The organism is Pontibacter vulgaris (assembly GCF_022758145.1).
Taxonomy (GTDB): Bacteria; Bacteroidota; Bacteroidia; order Cytophagales; family Hymenobacteraceae; genus Pontibacter; species Pontibacter vulgaris.
In genome coordinates, this window is sequence record NZ_JAJVDH010000004.1 from 103,140 (window position 1) to 118,189 (window position 15,050).

At 45.2% G+C, this 15,050-nt stretch carries 13 protein-coding genes and 2 tRNA genes; 10 read left to right on the forward strand and 5 right to left on the reverse strand.

The window, feature by feature from the left end:
- Positions 1-55: 55 nt before the first annotated feature.
- Positions 56-574, reverse strand: a complete 519-nt coding sequence (locus LWP20_RS10625; RefSeq protein WP_242928124.1) for a hypothetical protein — start codon at positions 572-574, stop codon at positions 56-58.
- A 215-nt stretch (positions 575-789) separates the two neighbouring features.
- On the opposite strand from LWP20_RS10625, the gene LWP20_RS10630 reads away from it, so the two are divergent.
- The 4 genes from LWP20_RS10630 (at position 790) to treF (ending at position 5,396) form a co-directional block, all read left to right on the forward strand.
- A complete protein-coding gene (locus LWP20_RS10630) occupies positions 790-1,806 on the forward strand; it encodes an acyltransferase family protein (protein WP_242928125.1) in 1,017 nt (338 codons plus the stop codon).
- The gene (locus tag LWP20_RS10635) at positions 1,806-2,198 is read left to right on the forward strand and encodes a (deoxy)nucleoside triphosphate pyrophosphohydrolase (RefSeq protein ID WP_242928126.1); all 393 of its coding nucleotides are present in this window, start codon (positions 1,806-1,808) and stop codon (positions 2,196-2,198) included. The genes LWP20_RS10630 and LWP20_RS10635 overlap by 1 nt, the downstream gene beginning before the upstream one ends.
- Before the next feature lie 60 nt (positions 2,199-2,258).
- Positions 2,259-3,665, forward strand: coding sequence for a methyltransferase RsmF C-terminal domain-like protein (locus LWP20_RS10640; protein ID WP_242928127.1), 1,407 nt, complete (start codon positions 2,259-2,261; stop codon positions 3,663-3,665).
- Positions 3,666-3,773: 108 nt separating this feature from the next.
- Positions 3,774-5,396 carry an alpha,alpha-trehalase TreF gene (gene treF, locus LWP20_RS10645; protein WP_242928128.1) on the forward strand — a complete coding sequence of 541 codons (1,623 nt, stop codon included), beginning with the start codon at positions 3,774-3,776 and terminating at the stop codon, positions 5,394-5,396.
- A gap of 34 nt (positions 5,397-5,430) precedes the next feature.
- Here the strand turns inward: treF and LWP20_RS10650 are convergent, their stop codons facing one another.
- The 4 genes from LWP20_RS10650 to pdxH are packed head-to-tail and all read right to left on the reverse strand — an operon-like array spanning position 5,431 to position 9,184.
- On the reverse strand, positions 5,431-6,618 hold the full coding sequence (locus LWP20_RS10650) for a class I SAM-dependent rRNA methyltransferase (protein WP_242928129.1): 1,188 nt from the start codon (positions 6,616-6,618) through the stop codon (positions 5,431-5,433).
- Between the two features lie 36 nt (positions 6,619-6,654).
- Positions 6,655-7,236, reverse strand: coding sequence for a Maf family nucleotide pyrophosphatase (locus LWP20_RS10655; RefSeq protein ID WP_242928130.1), 582 nt, complete (start codon positions 7,234-7,236; stop codon positions 6,655-6,657).
- Positions 7,202-8,500 (reverse strand): DUF1015 domain-containing protein, encoded by a 1,299-nt coding sequence (locus tag LWP20_RS10660; protein WP_242928131.1) that lies wholly within the window; start codon positions 8,498-8,500, stop codon positions 7,202-7,204. Before LWP20_RS10660 ends, LWP20_RS10655 begins: the two co-directional genes overlap by 35 nt.
- 36 nt (positions 8,501-8,536) lie before the next feature.
- Positions 8,537-9,184, reverse strand: coding sequence for a pyridoxamine 5'-phosphate oxidase (gene pdxH / locus LWP20_RS10665; protein WP_242928132.1), 648 nt, complete (start codon positions 9,182-9,184; stop codon positions 8,537-8,539).
- Positions 9,185-9,414: 230 nt separating this feature from the next.
- Between pdxH and LWP20_RS10670 the strand changes: the two genes are divergently transcribed.
- From LWP20_RS10670 to LWP20_RS10695, 6 genes are all read left to right on the forward strand, one after another.
- Positions 9,415-9,984: a YqgE/AlgH family protein gene (locus tag LWP20_RS10670; protein ID WP_242928133.1), complete on the forward strand. Its 570-nt coding sequence runs from the start codon at positions 9,415-9,417 to the stop codon at positions 9,982-9,984.
- A gap of 32 nt (positions 9,985-10,016) precedes the next feature.
- Positions 10,017-12,173 carry a DUF349 domain-containing protein gene (locus LWP20_RS10675; RefSeq protein ID WP_242928134.1) on the forward strand — a complete coding sequence of 719 codons (2,157 nt, stop codon included), beginning with the start codon at positions 10,017-10,019 and terminating at the stop codon, positions 12,171-12,173.
- A gap of 127 nt (positions 12,174-12,300) precedes the next feature.
- Positions 12,301-12,373 (forward strand) — tRNA-Thr (locus tag LWP20_RS10680).
- 59 nt (positions 12,374-12,432) lie between these two features.
- A tRNA-Thr gene (locus LWP20_RS10685) sits at positions 12,433-12,505 on the forward strand.
- 266 nt (positions 12,506-12,771) lie between these two features.
- Positions 12,772-13,938: a hypothetical protein gene (locus tag LWP20_RS10690; RefSeq protein WP_242928135.1), complete on the forward strand. Its 1,167-nt coding sequence runs from the start codon at positions 12,772-12,774 to the stop codon at positions 13,936-13,938.
- 78 nt (positions 13,939-14,016) lie between these two features.
- Complete coding sequence (locus LWP20_RS10695) at positions 14,017-15,036, forward strand: metal-dependent hydrolase (protein WP_242928136.1); 1,020 nt, start codon at positions 14,017-14,019, stop codon at positions 15,034-15,036.
- Positions 15,037-15,050: the final 14 nt, after the last annotated feature.

Here is a 15,050-nt window from a genome sequence, read left to right on the forward strand (position 1 = left end):
AATTAAGTATAAAATAAAAGAGGCGTACTTTATCTCTAAGTGCGCCTCTTTTATTTTATACTTCCCCAGACCTTTTTAAGGGTTGGTATATAGTATCGCCCATTGCCCTGTAAATGGCTACTAAAACAATTGCAGCTACAAGTAAAGCTGAAAGTATAGCTACAAAAGAAATAAATTCTGACAGCGGCATGTACTGTATGTTTTGCCAATGAAGTATAAGCAAAACGACCGAAGTCATCAGTAAGCCAAAGAGGCCCAGCATAAAAGCGCGTGGCATAGAACGGGAAGGCAGCCTGTCTATCAAAGTCTGGCTTTTAAGGTGCCAGTGCAAAGGGTGCACTTGTTTTGCCCGCAGCGCCTTTCTGGTAAGTTTGGTAGTAACCCAGCCAAAAACCATAGCCTGTATAAAGCCACCAGTTAAAATGTGCAACGCTATACCCGATGGCCCCCACAAAGGCACAACAGCTGTATTATGCCAAAGTAGCCACGCAATAATAATATTGAGCAGCAGGTTTCCGAAAGCAAGGGTGGGCGCAAGAGTAAGTATAAATCTATAGTTTATGTTCAGGTGCATACACAATGTTATAGTCCAATTATACTTTTACTTGTTTAGGCAAAATCCGGATGAATCTGTGTAAATTTTATAGTATAATAATAGCCCATCTTTTAGCTTATTAAGGCAATTAATGATTCGCAAGCATCTTTAATCCAAAATTTTAAATTATAAATTTGTGCAAATCAGTTGGGCAGCATCAGACACAACAGCTGATTTTTACTATTTTTAGCGATATGAAACAGCACTACCTCCAGATTGATATAACAAAAGGCATGGCAATTGTGGCGGTTCTGTTACTACATTCGCTGCCTAAACAAACGTTGCTGCAAACCTATGCCATTTACCACATCTGGCAGGCTGTACCGGTTTTTATGGTGATCATGGGGCTCAATCTTGGGCTTTCTGCATCGGGTAAAGCAGTTTATTTTAAGGAGCTTTACACGCGCAGTTACTTTCAGAAAAAGGCAGTCCGTATACTGCAGCCAATCATCCTCATTTTTATACTTTCGCTTTTGATTGGATGGCTTTGGCTGGTCATTTTCAACGAAAACAAATTTACTTTCAACGTTTATACTTTTGTTGGCCTTTTGCCCATATCCGGCCGTGGCAATTACTTTGTTACCCTTTTGCTGCAGTCTGTGCTGCTGTTACCCCTGATCGGCTTTTGGCTTCGGAAAAAACCAATCTTAACAACGGCACTTCTTGTTTTGGCCGAGGTATGTTTTCATATTCTGAGCAAAAACATACCACTATTTGCTACAGAAAAATACATGTATGATGCCGCTTTTCCACGTTATTTTTCTGCCATAGCCCTAGGCTTCTGGCTTTCAAAAATGCTAACTAAAAAGCCTGCGCCGCAACTAATACTGTTACTCATACTTTCCGGGGTCAGTATTTTTTATTTATACTTACAAGTATACCAAAGCTTAAGCATTCCATACTTCCGGCAGGAGTGGCAAACTCAAAACCTGTTTGCATTCGCTTACGCCGGTTTGCTCATAATGCTCATTTTTAAGATTTTCCCGGGCAATTCACAAAACAGGTTGCTGCAATTAATTGGTTTGGCAGGCAAAGCGTCCTTTCATATTTTTCTGGTACAGGTGGTATACTTTGGCCTTTTCCCTTCACAGCAACCTGTATGGCAGAATCTGCTTGTATGCCTTTTGTCAGGCTGGCTGTTTTATAAGTTTGAAACAAGATTTACTACGCCGCTTACGAAAAGCCGAAAAACCAGCAAAGCACAGGTATAATGCATACATTACGCGTTACATGCGCTCTTATAGAACTTCACGGCAAAGTACTGCTGACGCAACGGAGCCAGCAAATGTCGCAACCTTTGTTGTGGGAGTTTCCGGGAGGTAAAATCGAGCCAAACGAATCGGAAGTAGATTGCCTGATACGCGAGATAAAAGAAGAACTGGGTCTAACGATTGTACCACTACAGCGCCTGACAGCTGTTACACACGATTACGGCAGCAAACGAATAGAGCTAATACCATATATCTGTCGTCTTCAGGAAGGAGAAATTATATTGGCCGAGCATAAGGCATACAGTTGGGCCACGCAATCAGAACTATTAAAATATAACTGGTGCCCGGCCGATGTTCCAATTGTGCAGGAGTACATCCGGCTGAAAGTATAAACCAAGTATAAACCCCGATAGTAGCTTTACCTTCGGATGAATTAGCCGTACCTTTGCCTTATGGAATTACCTCTTTCTTTTGCACAACGCATGCAACATATTTTGGGAGCTGAATACGAAGCTTTTGAAAGTGCATTGCAGAAGGCGCCGCCGATTAGTATACGCGTTAACAGCCAGAAATTGCAGACACCCGGGCAACTACAGCAGGTACCCTGGGCAGAAAATGGCTATTACCTGCCCGAACGCCCTTTGTTTACGCTTGACCCACTTTTACATGCCGGCGGCTATTATGTGCAGGAGGCTAGTTCCATGTTTCTGGAGCAGGCACTTAAGCAAACGGTGGATCTTTCGGAGCCTTTGCAGGTGCTCGATCTTTGCGGCGCGCCGGGAGGTAAATCAACCCACCTTGCCAGCCTGATCTCAGCTGACAGTTTGCTAGTATCGAATGAAGTGATCCGCAGCCGTGCTTCTATACTTGCTGAAAACATCGCAAAGTGGGGAACCGGCAATGTATTGGTAACCAATAACGATCCGCGTGAATTTGGAAAGCTTACTTCGTTTTTTGATGTAATGGTGGTTGATGCCCCATGCAGCGGGGAAGGCATGTTCCGGAAAGATGCAGGCGCCATACAGGAATGGTCAGAAGAGAATGTGAAGTTGTGTGCGCAACGGCAGCAGCGGATTCTGATGGATGTATGGGGAGCCCTTAAACCCGGAGGTATACTTATTTACAGCACCTGCACCTGGAACGAAGCCGAAAATGAACAGAATATGGCGTGGCTGGCCGGGCAGGAGCAGGCTCAAAGTATAAAACTTGATTTCGATCAGGCCTGGGGCGTAGTTAACACCACACTGGCCGGTATAGAGGGTTATCGATTTTACCCGCACCGTGTGCAGGGCGAAGGTTTTTTTATGGCTGTGCTACGCAAAACAGGAGGCGATGAAACAGCTTATACTATTGGTAGTAAAAAGAAGAAGTATAAACTGACGCATGCCGGAAAAAAAGAAAAAGCATTGGTGCAGGATTGGCTGGTTAACCCGGAAAATTTTGAATGGCTGCAACACAACGAAATTATTTCGGCCTTGCCGGCTGCAATTTTTGAAGCTGCCGATGAAGTATACCAGAAACTTTACGTGATCTATGCCGGAACGGAAGTGGCGGAAGTAAATGGCAAAAAGATAAAACCACTCCAAGGCCTCGCGCTTTCGAAATACTTAAATAAAGATGCTTTCCAAAGTATAAACCTGGAGCTGGAGCAAGCCCTGAAGTACCTGCGAAAAGAAGACATCAGCCTGGGTTCTAACGGCAACAATTGGGTGCTGCTGCAGTACCAGGATCTGCCATTGGGTTGGGCAAAACAGATTGGCAATCGCATCAACAATTATTACCCGAAAGAATGGCGCATCAGAATGGAGCTGCCGCAGCCTTTCGATACAAAGCAGATTTTCACATTATTGAATTCCTGATAAAAAATCCTGTAAGCAAACCTTACAGGATTTTTTATTTAAAGCGACATAACAAATGCATTTGTTGTTTCTCCGTAAAACCACCTGCAAAGCCATAACTTACTAACTATGAATCCACTTAAACTAAGCCGCTTTTACAAAAACTATAAGCTCCTGCTATTCTGCCTGCTGGGACTTGTATTTAGTGTTCAGGCGCAGGTGCAGCCTGCACAGCAGTTTGGTAAACTCTTCGAGGAAGTGCAACTTACAGCTGTTTTCCCTGATTCCAAGACTTTCCCGGATTGCATTCCGCTTTCGCCACCGGAAGTAATTATGCAGGCTTACCAACAGCAAAGAAACCAGCCAGGCTTTAATCTGAAGGCGTTTGTTCTGAAGCACTTCCAGTTACCTCCGGACAAGAGCAGTACTTTCAAAACCGATACTGCAGCTACCATAGAACAGCATATCAGGCAACTATGGCCTGTACTAACCCGGCAACCTGAACAACAGAATAGCTCCCTGATTCCACTTCCATATCCTTACGTTGTACCCGGCGTGCGCTTCCGCGAAATCTATTACTGGGACAGCTACTTTACGATGTTAGGCTTGCAGGAATCCAGCGATACAGCGCTTATCCGAAGCATGGTGGATAATTTCACCTACCTTATACATACAATCGGTCATATCCCGAATGGGAACAGAAGTTATTACACAAGCCGCTCACAGCCACCATTTTATGGACTTATGGTTCAGGTTTTGGTGCAGGAGCTAGGCGATAAAGTAATTCTGAAGTATAAACCAGCTCTTCAGAAAGAATATGATTTCTGGATGAATGGAGCTAATGCTGTAAGCCCGGATAAGCCAGCATTTAGGCGGGTGGTTCGCTTACCAAATGGCAGCATACTTAACCGGTATTGGGACGATAATCCAGCACCGCGCCCAGAGTCTTTTAAAGAAGATGTAAAGCTGGCGCACCTTTCCGGCAGAAACCCTCAGGAAGTTTACCGTCACATCCGGGCTGCAGCAGAATCAGGCTGGGATTTCAGCAGCCGCTGGTTATCGGATAGCAAATCGCTGCAAACCATTCATACTACCGATATTATACCCGTAGACCTGAATGCCTTATTGTACAACCTGGAGCTAACATTGGCAGATGCAGCAAAAATGGATGGCGACAGAAATACCGAACGGGAGTATAAGCAAAAGGCCAAAGCACGAAAAAAAGCACTCCTGAAATATTGTTGGAGCAAAAACGAAAAGTTTTTCATGGACTATGATTTTGTGAAAGGCCGAAACACTCCTGTTAAATCGTTGGCAGCAGTTTTCCCCTTATACTTTCAGATGGCAAAAAGAAAGCAGGCTAAGGCAGTAGCGCACAAACTGGAACAGGATTTTCTGAAGCCCGGCGGTTTAGTTACAACGCCAAACAAAACCGGTGAACAATGGGATGCCCCGAATGGATGGGCTCCGCTGCAATGGATGAGTATACAGGCACTCCGTAACTATGGCCATACTACTTTAGCCGATACCATAATTAACCGCTGGGTAAACCTGAACGAACAGGTATATAAACGTACCGGCAAGCTGATGGAAAAGTATAATGTAGCAGAACTTAACCTGGAAGCTGGCGGAGGCGAGTACCCTTTACAAGACGGCTTTGGATGGACCAATGGTGTGTTGCTCAAACTACTGAACGCGCCTGTTATACTTAAAAAGGCTGAGAAAGAAAAAGCCGGAGAAGCTTACAAATGAAGCGCCTCCGGCTTTTAAAAATTATAGTTAAATACTATTCTACAAACAGCACTAATCCTTTCAGGTATTCGCCTTCCGGGTGGAAGATCGAAATCGGGTGATCGGCAGGCTGGGAGAGATGGTGCATAATTTTAATGTTGCGCCCTGCCTCAATGGCAGCCGCCATAACCGTGTTGTTGAACAGGTATTTATCTACTACCTGCGAGCAGGAGAATGTAAACAAAATGCCTCCCGGCTTTATTTTCCGCATTGCTTCCGCATTCAGGCGCTTGTAACCCATCAGGGCGTTGTGGCGCACGTTCTGGCTTTTGGCAAAAGCAGGCGGGTCAAGTATGATCACATCATAACGATCTTCCTTGCCACGCAGAAACTCAAATGTATCGATCGCAAAAGCTTCGTGGCGGTCAGGTGCCTGGCTTAGTGCGGCGTTGCGCTCTGTTAATTCAATTGCTTTTTTAGAACTGTCTACAGAATGGACTTCTTTAGCCCCGGCATTTAGCGAGTAAACCGAAAAGCCGCCTGTATAGCAGAAAGTATTAAGTACAGATTTATCTTTCACATACTTCGCCAGCAATTCACGGTTTTCACGCTGGTCAATAAAGAAGCCTGTTTTCTGACCGCTTTCCCAATCCACAAAAAACTGGTTTTCGTTTTCGGTAACCACCGTACCGGCAGATGATTCGCCGAAGAGATAACCGTTTTTAGCCTCAGCAGCAGCTTTTTGCGGCAGCGATTCGGCACTTTTATCATATATAGCTTTTAAAGCTCCGCCATATACTTCCTGCAAGGCTTTGGCAACCTGGTGACGGGCATTGTGCATACCCAAAGAGTGCGCCTGTAAAACAGCCGTATCTTTGTAAACATCCACAATAAGACCTGGTACGCCATCGCCTTCGGCATAAAGCAAACGGTAAACATCTGTATGCGTGTTTCCGATCAGGCCAACCTGCAGGCGGTAATCATAGGCTTTCTGTACTTTGCTTTTCCAGAAATCATAGTTTGGTTCTACCTGCTCAAAAGAGAAAATACGCACGGCAATAGAGCCGGGCGCGTAATGTCCCATGCCCAAGAACTCGCGCTGCTTGGAGTATACTTCCACCACATCGCCCTCAACCGGCTCGCCTTCCATTTTGCGGATGGCTCCCGAAAATACCCATGGGTGGAAACGCTTCAGCGAGTGCTCTTTGCCTGCTGCCAGGTACAATTTTGCTGTTATATTCATTAGTAAATAAGCAGAAGTATAAGCTCCTGCAAAACGTTATAAATTAGTATTCAGGTAAGGCAACAGGTGCAGGTATAATTTCTGCACAGGCAAACCTACCACATTAAAATAAGAACCTTCAATCTTTTCAATCCCGATCATTCCGATCCATTCCTGTATGCCGTAAGCGCCGGCTTTATCAAATGGTTTGTACTGCGTGATGTAGTAATGAATTTCAGCCTCGGTCAGTTCCTTAAAGTATACTTTGGTTACATCATGGAAAACAGCTTTGCTGTCGTGAGTTGCCACACATACGCCGGTAATTACCTCATGCGATGTTCCGGATAAAGCGCGAAGCATACTTGCAGCTTCTGCATAATCGGCAGGTTTGTTCAGAATATTATCACCGAGGCAAACAATGGTATCGGCCGTAATCAGTATCTCAGTTTTAAGCTCATCCAGGTAATTATCAGCTTTATGAGAGGCAAGGTATTCGGCAACTTCTTCGCGCTGAAGGTGCTCCGGAAAATCTTCGTGCACTTCTTTTACACGCACTTCGAACTGTAAACCCAGGCCGGCCAGCAGCTCTTTCCTGCGTGGCGAGTTAGAAGCAAGCAGCAGTGGTCGAGACAAATTCATCTTCTTTAATGGAGCTAAATAAAAACCCGCAAATCACCTTCGGGTAAAAAAACGTTGATTTCTGTGGCATGATGGCACCGCTATAACACACGCGCTTCACCTGTTCCATAGACACTTCATTTGTGATAAGTGCTAGGCGGGCCTGGCCTGAATCTACCTGGCTGATGCAGGCGGTAAAATTGCGCTCATAGCTAAGGCCTTTGTAGTCGCGCTGTTCCTGGCGGTAAATGCCTAACACCTTTTCAAACACAAAATAATGCATCACGGTCAGGTCCAGGTCTTTCACTTCCTGCGGAAAATTCCAGTCAATTTGTTCGTGCACTTCCGGTTTAAGGCGCAGTTTATAGGCATTGCCCGACAAGTATAAACCAAAGGCCCATTGCTTACCGGCAATTACCTCATTCAACTCGAAAGGGTCTTCTTTAGGAATTACCGTAAAGTATGCAGCCAGCTTTTCAAGGAACTCTTCATCGGTCAGGCTCATGTGTTTAAGCACACGATGCGTTGGCAAAATACGCAGGTCGTCAGACTCGGAGTTGGTAAGGTACATTAGATGATAATTATAAGCCTCTTGCCCGGTATGATTGGGGTTAGCGGCCATCATCTTTTTACGGTACTCCAGCGAGCCTTCATACCTGTGGTGCCCATCGGCTAACAATACCTGCCGGCCGCGCAAAGTTTTCAAAAAGAAACTTATTACCTCATGATCATGAATAATAGCCAGAACATCGCGCACACCCTGGTAATCTTCGGTTTCATAAATCGGCGATTTTATACTTTCATCCATAAACCGCTCCAGCAAATGCTCCGGATCAGTATAAAGGCCATGCGTGGCGCTGGAATTGAGTAAAGTTTTTTCAAGCAGCTCTATGCGGTCGTTAACGGCGCTGGGTATAGTATTTTCGTGGCGTAGCAGCACATTCTCGCTCCAGTCATATGCCTTTATGTGGCAGATAAATCCTTTACGACAGTACTCTTTATCACTGCCCGCCAGGCGGAAATATTGGTAATACACATATATACCCGGCAGCGCGTCCTGAGTAAGTATTTGCTTATCTTTCCATTCTTCCAGCAGGCTGGCGGCTTCTTCGGCAGGTTTAGTACCGCGCGGCACCGAAAGGTGTATGCTGTTTAAGTTATTCCGGTATAATGCCTCACGCTGCTTTGCCGATACCACATCAAACAAAGGAGACGTCAGTTCATCAATGTTCTGGCTCAGTTTACTGCTGTAGCGCCATGCTTTAATAGGTAATATTTCTGCCATCTAAAAAGATGTTAAAGTATAAGGTATAGGAGAGAATCAGGGAGCCAGGCGCTTGCAATGCCAGATGTTGCTTTCCATCTCATACAAAATGCGGTCATGCAGCCTGCTAGGTCGGCCTTGCCAGAACTCTATGCTATCGGGTACCAACTGGTAACCTCCCCAGTGCGGCGGGCGGGGAATCTGCTCTAAATCCTGGAACTGTTGCTTATAATTTAGTTCGGCTTCTTCAAGTTCTGAGCGGCTTGCTATGGGTTGGCTCTGCGGCGATGCCCAGGCACCTATCTGGCTCTCAACCGGCCTGCTATGGAAATAATTGTCCGAAACCTGCGCCGGCACCTGCACAACTTTGCCTTGCACGCGCACCTGGCGCTCAAGTTCTGGCCAGAAAAAGGTAAGCGCTGCAAACGGGTTTTGAGACAATGCGCGGCCTTTGCTGCTGGAATAGTTTGTAAAAAAAGTAAAGCCATCCTCGGCAACATTCTTTAACAATACCACACGTGCATCCGGGCGACCCTCTTTTACCGTAGATAATACCATAGCAGTAGGTTCATTTACCTGAGCCTGAATAGCTTCCTGTAGCCAAAGCTTAAACTGCTCGATCGGGTCCTGCGCAACAGAATCCTCTGAAAGTGCCTGGCGGGAATAGTTTTTCCGGATATCGGCAATGTTGTGTGTTAGCGACATGGTATCTTAGGATTTGGCCAAAATTATAAAATATTCTGCTGTAGATAAATAAATTTATACTTGCTGCCACAAACAAAGTACCTTGGTTGCAGTTTCTTAAGTATATAGCTAAATTGTAGCAAGCAGCCCTGTGGCGTTACCATATCGCCTGCTTTGCGTAGTAGTTAATGTAGCTAGCAAACCTGACGCAGCAAGTGCAACACCTAATTTAATAAACCCTGATTTAGCAGATGGAAGAAGAAAGGTTGACAAAGCCGCAAAGCGGAAGCATACTTATATCAGAGCCATACCTCGGAGATCCTAACTTTGAGCGTACCGTGGTGCTGTTGTGCAGCCATGATGCAACAGAAGGCTCTTTTGGCTTGGTACTCAACCGTGTATCTAACCTTAAATTATCTGATGTAATAGACCTTTACAACGATTCTTTTGACATGACGCTTGGTATTGGCGGCCCTGTGCAGTATAACACGCTGCATTATGTGCATCGCATCTCGCAACTCGCTCAGGCAGTAAAGCTGGGCGAGGACGTTTTCTGGGGAGGAGATTTTGAAATGTTGCGTAACATGATCGGGTCTGGTATTGTATCAACATCAGATATAAAATTTTTTTTAGGCTACTCCGGATGGACCCCTGGCCAGCTGGAAGAGGAAATCGACAAAAATGTTTGGATCGTAAATAACAATGCTGCGAATAAATTATTTAATTTGGAGGCAGATACCCTTTGGCGTAATATTCTGCGGCAGATGGGAGGCAAGTATAAGGTGCTGGCAAACTACCCTGTAGACCCACGCCTGAACTAAACGGTCCTTACGTTGTACCTAAAAACGAAGTCATGACAACCGATAACAAGCATATGGACACTACCGGAGCTGAGGCCAACAAGCCAGAGAATAACGAAGCTTTAAATTCCGCACAAAGCCAACCGGACACCCCGCAAGGTATACTGGAAAAGCGCCTAGCTGAGCTGAACGCTAAAACAGGGGAAAATATTAACCAGGAAGTGCCGAAAGAGGAGCAACCTGAAATAAAGCCTGAGCTTAAAACCGAACAGGAAACAGCAGATATCGATGTCTGGACAGATGTTTTCGCTGACGCCCAGGTAAACGTTGAAAATGATACACAGGAAACAACACAGCAGGAATCAAAACTATTCGCACCTGATCCTTCTGTAGCTGCCCCAGCCGATGTAACCGCAGTAGCGCCTCCGGTGCATGCTACAGGTACGCCAATAGCAGTAACCGAACATCACGAAGAAGAAGAACTGGAAGAAGAGGACACTACCGATTATAGCCAGCTCTCAATCGATGAATTGCGCCAGCAGCTTGCCAAAGTTTTAAAGAGTGCCGATTCGCGCAAACGCCACCAAACTATAAATGAAATAAACCGCCATTACGACCTTAAATTCCAGGCTGAGAAAGCAGAAGCGCTGGAGAAATTTAAGCAGGAAGGCGGCACGGAAGAAGATTTTGAATACCATGCACCTGCCGAGCACCAGGAGCTGGATAAATTGTTGGTTGCCTACCGCGATGCCCGCCACCATGAGCGCCAGCAAACAGAAGAACAGCGCCAGCGCAATCTTGAGAGAAAACGTGAGTTGCTAAACAAACTGCGCATACTTGTAGAATCTGCGGAAACCAAAAACAGCAACGATGAGCTGAAGAAACTGCAGACCGAATGGAAATCTATAGGCCAGGTACCAGCAGGCGAAGCACAAACGCTTTGGGACTCCTACCATGCACTTCTTGATATTTTCTACAACAACCGCAGCATATTCTTTGAGCTGAAAGAGCTTGACCGCAAGCGTAACCTGGATGCTAAATTGCAACTCATTGAGCGTGCAGAAGCGCTGCAGAACGAGCCATCTATTAATAAAGCCCTGCAGGAACTTCGCCACCTGCACGAAGAATGGAAAAACCTCGGCCCGGTACCAAACGACCAGCGCGACATTATCTGGGACCGATTCATACAGGCTTCAGAAAGGGTACATGAGCACCGCAGAGCTTACCAGGAAGAGCGTAAAACGCATGAAATGACCAATCTGGCCACCAAACGCGCTTTACTTGACCGCCTTCATACTTTCCAGAACTTTAACACTGACCGCATAAATGAATGGCGCGATAAAACTGATGAAATTCAGAAACTGAAAGAAGAGTGGGATGCTGCCGGATTGGTTCCGAAAGAATATGCAGAAGAAATAAACAAAACGTTCTGGAGCAATTACAAATCCTTCTTCCAGCATAAAAACCAGTTCTTTAAAGGTTTGGATGAACAGAAAATGCAGAACCTGCAACTTAAAACGCAGCTATGCGAAGAAGCCGAACAACTGAAAGAAAGCACTGACTGGAATACGACAAAAGAAAAACTGATACAACTACAGAAACGCTGGAAAACAATAGGCCGCGTTCCGGATAAATACTCAGATAAGATATGGCAACGCTTCCGTAGCGCATGCAACGAGTTCTTCGATCGTAAGCAGAACCATGAACAGCAGAAAGGTGCCGAACTGGAAAAACTTTCGTCTGAGAAAATGGAGTTGTGCGATCGTATCACAGAAAAGCTTTCGCAGCCCAATGAGCCCGGCACAATGGCTGAGTATGAAGAATTTATAGCGCAATGGCGTGCCCTGGATCAAAACAACAAACGCTCGAGCCCGAAAGTGGAGGAGAAGTTTGTAACCCTGCTGGAGCATTACCTGGAGCGTGTGCCGGAACTGAGTTATGAAGACCGCAGCGAGCTGCTGGTAAAACTACAGGTAGACCGCCTGAAGCACAGCCCTGACTCAGCCCATAAACTGCAGCAGCGCGAACAAACGCTTCGCCGTGAGATATCACAACTACAGAACGATATCCAGACACTTAATACGAACATCGAGTTTTTCTCCCGTTCTAAAAATGCAGAAGCCTTGCGCCAGGAGTATGAAGGCCGCATAGCTGAGGCTCAAAAACGCATCGAAGTTCTGAACCGGCAGCTAAGAGCTTTCAGAGGCTAAAATTTTTATATCTGAGTTTCAAAACATTACCAAAACCTTTTAAAAAAGTTGGAAGAGGTGTTTGCAGATTAAAAATTAGAATATACCTTTGCAACGCTTTAGAACGATAGAGCAACACAAAGAGTAAGCCTCCATAGCTCAGCTGGTAGAGCAACTGACTTGTAATCAGTAGGTCGTTGGTTCGATTCCGACTGGGGGCTCTTCTCAAAAAGCAAATGATTGTACTGCATTTGCTTTTACAGTAACAAAATAAGTACAAGCCTCCATAGCTCAGCTGGTAGAGCAACTGACTTGTAATCAGTAGGTCGTTGGTTCGATTCCGACTGGGGGCTCAGAAAAGGCTTCAGAGAAATCTGAAGCCTTTTTGTTTTTATACTTTTCCCCAGGCCAAATATACTTTTCGGTTTAGCTCTATTTCCTGAAAGCCGCTTAACCCTTAGTTCTCTGGCAGCAATTCATTTCAAATCCGATCAATTCAGGCAAGTATAAATTACCTGTGCAGCAGAATAGCACGGTCAGTCATACCTTGTTGTTGCCATGGTTTTATCAAGTATAATTCTTTATTTTGAGCTTCTGTTTGAAAGGCAAAACCAACACGATGCAATTAGTAGAAGTAACAACCCCTGAACTTGCCGAGGCATTTCTGAAAGTACAGATCCAACTGTATAAGAACGACCCGAATTACATTCGACCACTTGATAAAGACATACACAGTGTTTTTGATCCGGCCAAGAATAAACTTTTGCGCGATGGTGAAGCTATACGCTGGGTTTTAAAGGATGCGCAAGGCAAGCTAATCGGGCGTGTGGCTGCTTTCATTAATAAAAAAACTGTGAATGCATCTGAGCAGCCAACCGGCGGCATGGGATTTTTTGACTGCATAAACGACCAGCAGGCAGCCAATATACTTTTAGATGCCTGCAAAAACTGGCTTCAGGAGCGTGGCATGGAAGCTATGGACGGGCCTATTAATTTTGGCGACCGCGACAAGTGGTGGGGTTTGCTGATAGATGGTTTTCACAAGCCAAACTATGGTATGCATTATAACTACCCATATTACCAGGGATTGCTCGAAAATTACGGCTTTGGCTTATACTTTAAGCAGTATACGTATTACAGAAAAGTAAATGATCCGCTTCCTCAGAAGTATAACGATAAAGCCGAGCGCATTCTGGCCGACAAGGCTTACAGGTTCAGGCACATGGATAAAAAGGACCTGGCGAAGTATACAGAAGATTTCAGAGAGGTTTATAACAAAGGCTGGGCAAAACACGAAGGCGTAAAACCAATGAGCGAAGCACAGGCAGCCAGCATCATGAAAACCCTTAAGCCTGTGATTGATGAGCGCATTATGTGGTTTGCATACTATAACAACGAAGCTGTTGGCTTCTTTATAGCCATACCAGAGCTAAACAGGTTATTCAGGTATGTAAATGGCAACATGAACCTTTGGGGCAAGCTGAAGTTTGCTTTTCACCGCTGGAGAGGTGCCTGTAAAACGATGTATGGTATTGTATTCGGCATAACACCGGAGCACCAGAGCAAAGGCGTAGAGGCAGCCATGATCGTAGAAGCCGGCAAACTGATTCAAGGCAATCCGAGCATTCCGTATGAAGACCTGCAGATGAACTGGATCGGTGATTTTAACCCTAAAATGATGCACCTTGTTGAGCAGATTGGTGGTCGTATTTATAAAACACACGCAACCTTCCGCTACCTTTTTGACAGAACAAAGGAGTTTAAGCGCATGCCGCTAATTAAATAGCCTTCAAATTTTGAAAGTATAAACCTTTGCTGCTATACTGTGCTTTAAGTATAGCAGCAAAGGTTTTCGTTTTATACCATGGATTCTCTTACACAAATAGTTTTAGGCGCAGCAGTAGGCGAGGCGGTTTGCGGCCGCAAGATCGGGAACAAAGCTATGTTATGGGGCGCAATTGCCGGCACCATTCCAGACCTTGATATCCTGCTTAACCCCTTGCTTGATATGGTGGAGCAACTAAGCTTTCATAGGTCTATAACGCATTCTTTTGTGTTTGCAGCGGTAATGTCGCCTATACTTGGTTGGCTGCTCCGGAGGCTTTACCGCAACCAAAGCGCTACTTTCCGCGACTGGACGCTTTTGTTTTTCCTGGGCTTTACCACCCACGCCATACTTGATAGCTTCACCACCTGGGGCACGCAGCTTTTCTGGCCATTCAGCAACTATGGCGTAGCCTTTTACAACATCTTTGTACTAGATCCTTTCTATACTGTTCCGTTTCTAATTTTAGTGGTTGCTGCCGCATTTCATAGCAAACACAATCGCAAACGAACTATACTTAACTACGCCGGCCTTGCTATCAGCTCTTTCTACATATTGTTCTCTTTTGTAGCTAAAAACAGGGCAGACGCAGCTTTTGAGAAAAGCTTGCAACAACAAGGCATACATTACACTTCCTACATCAGCAAACCAACCCCGCTCAATACTATACTCTGGGCCGTAACTGCCGAAACCAAAGAAGGTTATTACACAGGTTTTTATTCGTTGCTGGATAAAAATGCAAGTATAAAGTATAACTATGATGCCAGGAGTGAACACTTGCTGAAACCCTATTTACAAGACACCAAAATGCAGCGGCTACTGGAAATTACCAAGGGTTATTATACTGTAGAAAAAGCAGACACCGGCATTTACATAAACGATATGCGGTTCGGACAATTTGATGGCTGGCGCGAAGGTGAGGGCCGTTACGTGTTTGTTTACCACGTCTGGAAAGGAAAGGATGGCGCAACAAAATACAAGGAATTGAATTATCGGCCTAAACCAGACAAAGCATACTTTAAAGCTTACCTGGGCCGCATTACCGGAAAATCACAATAAACATAAAAGGCACC

Excerpts from the sequence above, each read along its gene's own strand:
- LWP20_RS10625 (WP_242928124.1), bottom strand. The coding sequence starts at position 574 with ATGCACCTGAACATAAACTATAGATTTATACTTACTCTTGCGCCCACC.
- LWP20_RS10630 (WP_242928125.1), top strand. The coding sequence starts at position 790 with ATGAAACAGCACTACCTCCAGATTGATATAACAAAAGGCATGGCAATT.
- LWP20_RS10635 (WP_242928126.1), top strand. The coding sequence starts at position 1,806 with ATGCATACATTACGCGTTACATGCGCTCTTATAGAACTTCACGGCAAA.
- LWP20_RS10640 (WP_242928127.1), top strand. The coding sequence starts at position 2,259 with ATGGAATTACCTCTTTCTTTTGCACAACGCATGCAACATATTTTGGGA.
- treF (WP_242928128.1), top strand. The coding sequence starts at position 3,774 with ATGAATCCACTTAAACTAAGCCGCTTTTACAAAAACTATAAGCTCCTG.
- LWP20_RS10650 (WP_242928129.1), bottom strand. The coding sequence starts at position 6,618 with ATGAATATAACAGCAAAATTGTACCTGGCAGCAGGCAAAGAGCACTCG.
- LWP20_RS10655 (WP_242928130.1), bottom strand. The coding sequence starts at position 7,236 with ATGAATTTGTCTCGACCACTGCTGCTTGCTTCTAACTCGCCACGCAGG.
- LWP20_RS10660 (WP_242928131.1), bottom strand. The coding sequence starts at position 8,500 with ATGGCAGAAATATTACCTATTAAAGCATGGCGCTACAGCAGTAAACTG.
- pdxH (WP_242928132.1), bottom strand. The coding sequence starts at position 9,184 with ATGTCGCTAACACACAACATTGCCGATATCCGGAAAAACTATTCCCGC.
- LWP20_RS10670 (WP_242928133.1), top strand. The coding sequence starts at position 9,415 with ATGGAAGAAGAAAGGTTGACAAAGCCGCAAAGCGGAAGCATACTTATA.
- LWP20_RS10675 (WP_242928134.1), top strand. The coding sequence starts at position 10,017 with ATGACAACCGATAACAAGCATATGGACACTACCGGAGCTGAGGCCAAC.
- LWP20_RS10690 (WP_242928135.1), top strand. The coding sequence starts at position 12,772 with ATGCAATTAGTAGAAGTAACAACCCCTGAACTTGCCGAGGCATTTCTG.
- LWP20_RS10695 (WP_242928136.1), top strand. The coding sequence starts at position 14,017 with ATGGATTCTCTTACACAAATAGTTTTAGGCGCAGCAGTAGGCGAGGCG.